Below are 6894 nucleotides of genomic sequence, written 5' to 3'. Positions count from 1 at the left end.
TCGCTGGCGCTCGTGGAGGCACTCGACCAGCGGCATCGCTGGTCGAGTAGTCAGGACGGCGAGCGCCAGCGAGCACGTGCTGACGTATCGAGACCACCCGGCAACAGACCAGCGCGAGCCGACCCCCAGCGACCGCTTGGAGTGGTCTCGATACACCTCCCCTCGCTGGCGCTCGTGGAGGCACTCGACCAGCGGCATCGCTGGTCGAGTAGTCAGGACGGCGAGCGCCAGCGAGCACGTGCTGACGTATCGAGACCACCCGGCAACAGACCAGCGCGAGCCGACCCCCGGTGTCCGCCCGGCAGGTCTCGACACAGCGGGACCGGCTTCGCCGGTGCACCGCTCGACACGGCTGGACCGCTCGCTCGCTGGCGATCGCTCGGGTTCAGTCGAACTCGGGGAGCTCGCGCTTCATGACCTTGCCCGTGGGGTTGCGGGGCAGCTCGTCGAGGAACTTGGTCCGACGCGGCACGGCGAAGCGGGCGACCCGCTCCTTGGCGTAGGAGACGACCTCGTCCTCGTCGAGCGACGCGCCGTCCTTGACCACCACGTAGGCCGCCAGGCAGTGGCCCCAGTCGGGGTCGGGCACGCCGACGACCACGACGTCGGTGATGGAGGGGTGGCCGATGAGCGCGTCCTCCAGCTCGCGGGGGAACACGTTCTCGCCGCCGGAGATGACCATGTCGTCGTCACGGCCGGCCACGAACAGTCGACCGTCCTCGTCGAAGTAGCCAAGGTCGCCCGTGTGCATGAGCCCGTCGCGGAAGTCCTTGGTGTTGCCGTCGGTGTAGCCACCGAACTGCATCTCGTTGCCGACGTAGATGACGCCCGTCTCGCCCGGCGGCAGCTCGTTGCCGTCGTTGTCGAGGATCTTCGCGACCGTGCGCCACGGCACCCGGCCCGCGGTGCCGGGCGCCGCGCGCAGGTCCTCCGGCGAGGCGATGGACACCCAGCCGGTCTCGGTGGCGCCGTAGAAGTTGTAGACCGAGTCGGTGAAGCGGTCCATGAAGTCGATCGCCAGGTCACCGGCGAGCGCCGAGCCGCTCGACGCGGTGATGCGCAGGCTGGAGACGTCGTAGCGGTCGGCCACCTCGCGGTCGAGGTTCACCAGACGCTGCATCATGAGCGGCACGACGACGAGCACCTCGGCCTTGTACCGGTCGATGTCCTCGAGGACCTGCGCGGGATCGAACTTGCGGCGCAGCACGTAGGTGGGGACGGTCGAGAGGCCGAACCCGAAGTTGATGAGGCCCCACGAGTGGAACAGCGGCGCGGCCAGGACGACCGTCGAGTTGCCGTGGTACGGGATGGACCCGAAGAAGGTGAGGAGCGGGTCGAGGTTCTCCGGCTCCTTGCGGTTCGCGCCCTTCGGCAGGCCGGTGGTGCCCGAGGTGAAGATGACGATGCCGCCGGGCTTGGACGGCTTCTTGTGGTCGTCGGTCGGCTGACCCTGCGCAAGGCCCGACAGGGTCGGCAGGCCGTGGGAGTCGTCGTCGGACCACGCCACGACGACGAGGTCGCGGTCGATCTCGGACGTGACCTTGAGGAACTCCTGGTCGACGATGGCGAACTTGGCGCCCTCGCGTCGGGTGAGCTCGCCGAGCTGGGAGGCGCTGGCCATCGTGTTGAGCAGCAGCACCTTCGCGCCGATCTGCATGATCGAGACCATGGAGACCACCATCCAGCGATGGTTGCGTCCCATGAGCGCGACGGCGTCGCCGACCTGCACCCCGCGGGCCTTCAGCGCGGCCGTCGTCTGGTTGATCTCGTCGCGCAGCTCGGCCCACGTGATCTCGCCGGCGTCGTCGATGATCGCGGTCTGGTTCGGGAAGCGGGCGGCCGCGGCGGCCACCGCCGATGGGAAGCCGGGGCCCCAGGTGGCGAGCTTGATGCCCGCCTTGAGGAGCCGGTGGGGCGGCTGGACCTTGAGGAGGCCGATCTGTCGCAGGACCTTCAGCTTGTAGGCGATGTCACTCATGCGGTCCGGCGGCTCCTCGGTCTCGTCACGTCAGGAAACGTCACAGTAACAGTGGGTGACACCGAGTGGCGGGTTCAGAGAGCGCCGTCACGTACGAGCACGGCGCGCACGGTGCGCAGCAGGATCCGGGCGTCGAGGCGCAGGCTCCAGGTGTTGACGTACTGCAGGTCGAGCCGGATCGACTCCTCCCAGCTGAGCTGCGACCGTCCGCTGACCTGCCACAGGCCCGTGAGCCCGGGGCGCACGTGCAGCCGTCGCCAGACCCACTGGCTGTACTGCGCCGTCTCGCGCGGCAGGGCGGGCCGGGGGCCGACGAGCGACATGTGGCCGAGCAGCACGTTGACCAGCTGCGGGAGCTCGTCGAGCGACGTGCGACGCAGGACGCGTCCGACGGACGTGACCCGGGGGTCGTCGTCGAGCTTGAACAGCGGACCGGCGCCCTCGTTGCGGACCACGAGCTCGTCGAGCCGCTCCTCGGCGTCGACGACCATGGTGCGGAACTTCAGCATCGTGAACGGTGTCCCGTCGCGTCCGGTGCGCTCCTGGCGGAAGATCACCGGTCCGGCCGACGTGAGCCGCACCGCGAGGGCGACGACGAGCATCACCGGCGACAGGACCACCAGGCCCAGGAGCGCGGCCGTGCGGTCGACGACCGACTTCACCGCGACCGAGACCAGGTGCTCGTTGGGAGGCCGCATGGTCAGCGCGAGCTGGTCGGCCACCATGCGCGGGCGCATGTACTCGACGTGGTCCTCCATGTCGGCGAGCACCAGGCACTCGACGTCGGCGCGCTGCAGCGCCCAGGCCAGGTGACGCAGCGCGGGGGTGGTGAGCGCGTGGTCGGAGGCGATGACGACGGACCGGGCGCGCTGGCGGTAGACGGTCGCCATGACGTCGGGCACGATCCGCGACAGCGACCCCGGCGAGCCGAGCGGCACGGACTCCGCATCGCCGCGCCAGACGCACGAGGCCACGACGTCGACGTCGTGCCGACCGGCCCACTGGTCCGTCAGCCGACGGACGCGACGCTCCTCGCCCACGAGGACGGTGGGCGTGCGACGTCGGACGACGCGGTGCGCGACGCCGTAGCCGACGAACACGAGAGCGGCGGCCAGCACCGCGAGCAGGCCGCGACGCAGGTCGGGCGTGCTCTGGACGCCGAGCAGCAGACCGGCCACGACTGCGGCACCGACGACGCCGAGCAGACGGACGACGGGGGTGAGCGAGCTGGCCCGCTCGGCGGCGGGCTGCGCGAGCCAGCTGTAGACGAGCCACGCACCGACGCCGGCCATGACGGCGCGGCCGACGTCGCCGTCCAGGCCGAAGTGGACGGCGAGCGCGAGGGCCGTCGCGAAGGTCAGGAGGTAGCCGACCAGTCCTTGCCGCACGGCGTCGGCGACGGCCCGGACGACACCGCTGCGACGACGTTGGGCGCGGGCGGCCAGGAACTCCTCGCCGGCGGGGGCGCGGGTGCTGCGTGGGACGCCCAGGCGCGTGCGTCCCTCGGCGTCGCGGCGGGCCTCGGGCAGGTCGCCGAGCAGTCGGGTGGCCTCCAGCACGCCGGCCGTCGGCTGCAGCTCCTCCGACCGGGTGCGCAGCGTGCCGGCGGCCACCTCGTCGAGCAGCCGGTGCAGCTGCTCGCGTGACTCCGCGACGTGCACGAGCCCCATCTCGGCCAGCCGCCGGCTGAGCACGACCTGGTGGTCGTCGACGACCTCGTCGTCGACGGGCACGCGGGGCACCACGATCGGGATACGGCCGGCCCGGCGGGCGTCCATGACGCCGCCGGCACCGCCCTGCAGCACCACGACGTCGGCGCGCCGGTAGTGCTCGAGCAGCTCGTCCGGCGCCATCATGGTGCGGTTGTCGGCCCGCGCCAGCGGTCGGGTCGAGCCGTGCTGGAAGACGACGGCGGCCTCCTGCGCGTCGGCCCACGGCTCCAGCCAGTCGACGAAGCGGTCGAACGGGTGGTGGTAGGTGCCGACGCTCGCGACGACGCTGAGCGGCTCGGTCACAGCACCAGGCCGACGGTCTGCGCGCGCGGCAGCTTCTCGGTGAGCTGGTCCCACTGCGTCAGGTACTCGTCGACGAAGGGGTACACCAGCCGGCCGGTCAGCGACGGCTTGTCGATGCGGTCGATCGTCTCCAGGAAGATCGACCGGGCGCCGACCCGGCGCGCCTGGCGCAGGAACGGCACGGCGACGGCGGCGCCGGTGCTGAAGACCACGTCGGGACGCCACTCGTCGATGACCCGGCGGGCCAGCACCATGTTGCGGGCCAGGTTCGGCAGGTTGCGCTGCGTCGGCCACGCGCACTCGATGACGCGCTCGTCGCGCAGCTTCAGCCGGGCGTCCTCGGTGGGCCCGGTGACCCAGAGGCGCTCGTGCTCGCCCCACCAGGGCTCGAGGGCGAGGGCCTGCGCGAGGTGTCCGCCGGAGGAGCAGGCGATGAGGATGCGCATGTCAGATGCCCTTTCCGAAGCGTCGCGCGACGGTGACGACGGCGCCGGGCGTCAGCAGACGCAGACCGACGGCGAGCGCCAGCCAGGCGCGCAGGGTGGTGGGTCGCAGCGTCAGGGCCTGCCGGGCGTGCCGGCGACCCGCCCGACGCTGGCCGGAGGAGACCTCGCCGAACGCGATCTGCGAGAGCATCCGCGCGTGCGCGGCGTCGTCGTCGGCGAACTGCGGGTGCTTGTGGAGGAGGTAGGTGAGCGCGGCGGCGTAGTCGGCCCAGCGCCCGAAGAAGTAGGACTGCCCCTGCCAGCGCACCCGCACGAGGGGCTCGTTCACGAGCCGCACTGGCGCGAGCCGCGAGGCCGCCAGGAGCACGTCGGTGTCCTCGGCGTAGCCGCGCGGGAGGTCCTCGTCGATCATGCCGATCTCGTCGACGAGCGCGTCGCGCCGGAACACGAAGCTGCTGGAGTGCAGGCCCCCGAACCGCTCGCGCACGAGCTCGGCGTGGGAGACGACGTCGGCGGGGACGAGCCGGTCGGTGAGGCGCTCGCCGTCGTCGACCTGCATCGCGGTGGCCACCAGCCGCGCCTCCGGGTGGTCGCGGAAGAGCGGCATCTGGGCGGCGAGCTTGCCCGGCAGCCAGGTGTCGTCGTCGTCCAGGAAGGCGACGAACGGGTGGCTGGCGGCCAGGATGCCGGTGTTGCGGGCGCCGGCGAGGCCGCGGACGCGGTCGTTGACCACGGCGCGCAGGCTCTGGCCCGGCAGCAGCGCGACGTCGGGCAGCACCGGCTCGCAGGCGTCGAAGACCACGACGACCTCGACCGGCCCGGCGTACTCCTGCAGCAGGACGCTGCGGACGGCCTCGGCCATGAGGGTCGGACGGTCGTGGGTGGGCACGACGACGGTGACGGGCGGCGCGTACGGGGTCGTGGCGGTGCCGACAACCTCGACCGCGCTGTCGACGCTCACGCGAGCCCCTCCAGCTCGGCACCGGTGAGGTGGGCACGCAGCATGGTGCTCGACGTCTGCCGCGTGTACGGGTAGTAGACGACGTCGACGCCGATCTCGCCCATCGTGCGCTCGAGCCGGTAGCCCTTGGGGGTGCCCTGCCAGTCGTCGCCCTTGAAGATCACGTCGAAGGGCCGCTGCTCCCACACCATGCGCTTGTCCTCGGAGCGGTCGATGACCACCTCGTCGACGATGCCGAGCGCGGAGATGATGTCGATGCGCTCGTCGCACGGGACGACGGGCTGGCGACCCTTGAGGATCTCGACGTACTCGTCGCTCGCGACCCCGACCACGAGGTGGCGGCACCGGTGCCGTGCCCGGCGCAGCAGGTTGAGGTGGCCGACGTGGAACATGTCGAACACGCCGCTGGCGTATCCCACCCCGTAGGTCGTGCGCGTGATGCTCACCGGTTCTCCGATCCCCTGGACGTTCGTGCATGCCTGGAGAGCGGAGGAGCGTGGACGCGTGACGCAGGACGAGGCCGAATCGGGCGTGTCTCAGGTCACGAACGCGAAGTCAGGACTTCAGTCCCGGGAAAGTCGAGGGCGGAAGACCCGGACGTGGTCGATCTCGAAGGTCGCCGGCAGCCGGGTGGTGCTCGGACGGTCGGGATCGAGGCGCCCCCAGTAGCTGCTGCCGACCTGCAGGTTGAGCCGGATGTCGACCGGACCGTCCAGTGCTCGGCGCAGGCGGGGCTCGCGGTCGAGGTCGACGAACCCGGTCGTGCGACCGTCGAGCGAGAACCGCAGGCAGCCGGGCGTCCAGTCGACGGCGTAGGTGTGGAAGCCGTCGGCGAGCGGCTCCGCGGCCCGTCCCCAGCCGCCGACCCGCCGGTACCCGGGTGGTGCGGTGGTGTCCTCGTGGACGGTCCAGGCGTACTGCTCGGCCATCGCGGTGCGCTGGCGGGAGGTGGGGGTGCCCCACGCCTCGACGACGTCGATCTCGCCGGGCAGGTCGGAGGCCCGCAGCCAGAAGGCCGGCCAGAGCGCCCGCGAGCGGCCGGGCTCGACGGGGAGCCGGGCCCGCACCTCCCACCGTCCGTGCTGCTGGGCGAAGTGGCCGATCGTGTCGAGGTAGCCGGTGGTGACGGGACGCTCGCCGGAGGCGTCGCCGGCCGGGTCGGCGCGCGCGGTGATGCGCAGGCGCCCGCCGCGCACCTCGACGGCGTCGGCCCGGATGCGGGCCTGGTCGAAGGACAGCGTCGTGTCGTCGCGGACCGTCCAGCGGCCGGGGTCGACGCGGGCGCCGGAGAACTCGTCGTGCCACGCGAGCCGACCCTGGGCCGGGTCGGAGAGGTCGAGTCGGTCGACGTCACCGGCCCGGCACGGCACCGCGTCGGCGCTCGGTCCGTCGGCGCGGTCGCCTCCCCGCACGACCAGCCGCACCGTCACGAGGAGACCCGCCACGACGGCGACCCCCACGACGACGAGCAGGACCCTGCGACGCACCCGGCGG

At 72.0% G+C, this 6894-nt stretch carries 6 protein-coding genes; all 6 read right to left on the bottom strand.

The genetic code is table 11. The features are described from left to right. Nucleotides 1-385: 385 nt before the first annotated feature. Entirely contained in the window at nt 386-1978 is a 1593-nt protein-coding gene (locus NH339_RS03870; RefSeq protein WP_253022725.1) for an AMP-binding protein, read from the bottom strand. A gap of 74 nt (nt 1979-2052) precedes the next feature. Further along, on the bottom strand, nt 2053-3993 hold the full coding sequence (locus tag NH339_RS03865; protein ID WP_253022723.1) for an exopolysaccharide biosynthesis polyprenyl glycosylphosphotransferase: 1941 nt from the start codon (nt 3991-3993) through the stop codon (nt 2053-2055). Further along, nucleotides 3990-4439, bottom strand: coding sequence for a UDP-N-acetylglucosamine--LPS N-acetylglucosamine transferase (locus tag NH339_RS03860; protein ID WP_067859612.1), 450 nt, complete (start codon nt 4437-4439; stop codon nt 3990-3992). The genes NH339_RS03865 and NH339_RS03860 overlap by 4 nt, the downstream gene beginning before the upstream one ends. A 1-nt stretch (nt 4440) precedes the next feature. Continuing rightward, a complete protein-coding gene (locus tag NH339_RS03855; RefSeq protein WP_253022711.1) occupies nt 4441-5400 on the bottom strand; it encodes a glycosyltransferase family 2 protein in 960 nt (319 codons plus the stop codon). Beyond that, nucleotides 5397-5846, bottom strand: a complete 450-nt coding sequence (locus tag NH339_RS03850) for an adenylyltransferase/cytidyltransferase family protein (protein WP_236749743.1) — start codon at nt 5844-5846, stop codon at nt 5397-5399. Before NH339_RS03850 ends, NH339_RS03855 begins: the two co-directional genes overlap by 4 nt. A 117-nt stretch (nt 5847-5963) precedes the next feature. Continuing rightward, nucleotides 5964-6887, bottom strand: coding sequence for a family 16 glycosylhydrolase (locus NH339_RS03845; protein ID WP_253022709.1), 924 nt, complete (start codon nt 6885-6887; stop codon nt 5964-5966). Between the last annotated feature and the right edge of the window lie 7 nt (nt 6888-6894).

It is taken from the genome of Aeromicrobium sp. CnD17-E (genome assembly GCF_024124745.1).
In the GTDB taxonomy this organism is placed as follows: domain Bacteria; phylum Actinomycetota; class Actinomycetes; order Propionibacteriales; family Nocardioidaceae; genus Aeromicrobium.
Note: the sequence above shows the minus strand (reverse complement) of the source record. Positions and strands in the feature narration are given on the sequence as shown.

Coding starts and splice junctions, on each gene's coding strand:
- NH339_RS03870 (WP_253022725.1), bottom strand. CDS start 1,978: ATGAGTGACATCGCCTACAAGCTGAAGGTCCTGCGACAGATCGGCCTC.
- NH339_RS03860 (WP_067859612.1), bottom strand. CDS start 4,439: ATGCGCATCCTCATCGCCTGCTCCTCCGGCGGACACCTCGCGCAGGCC.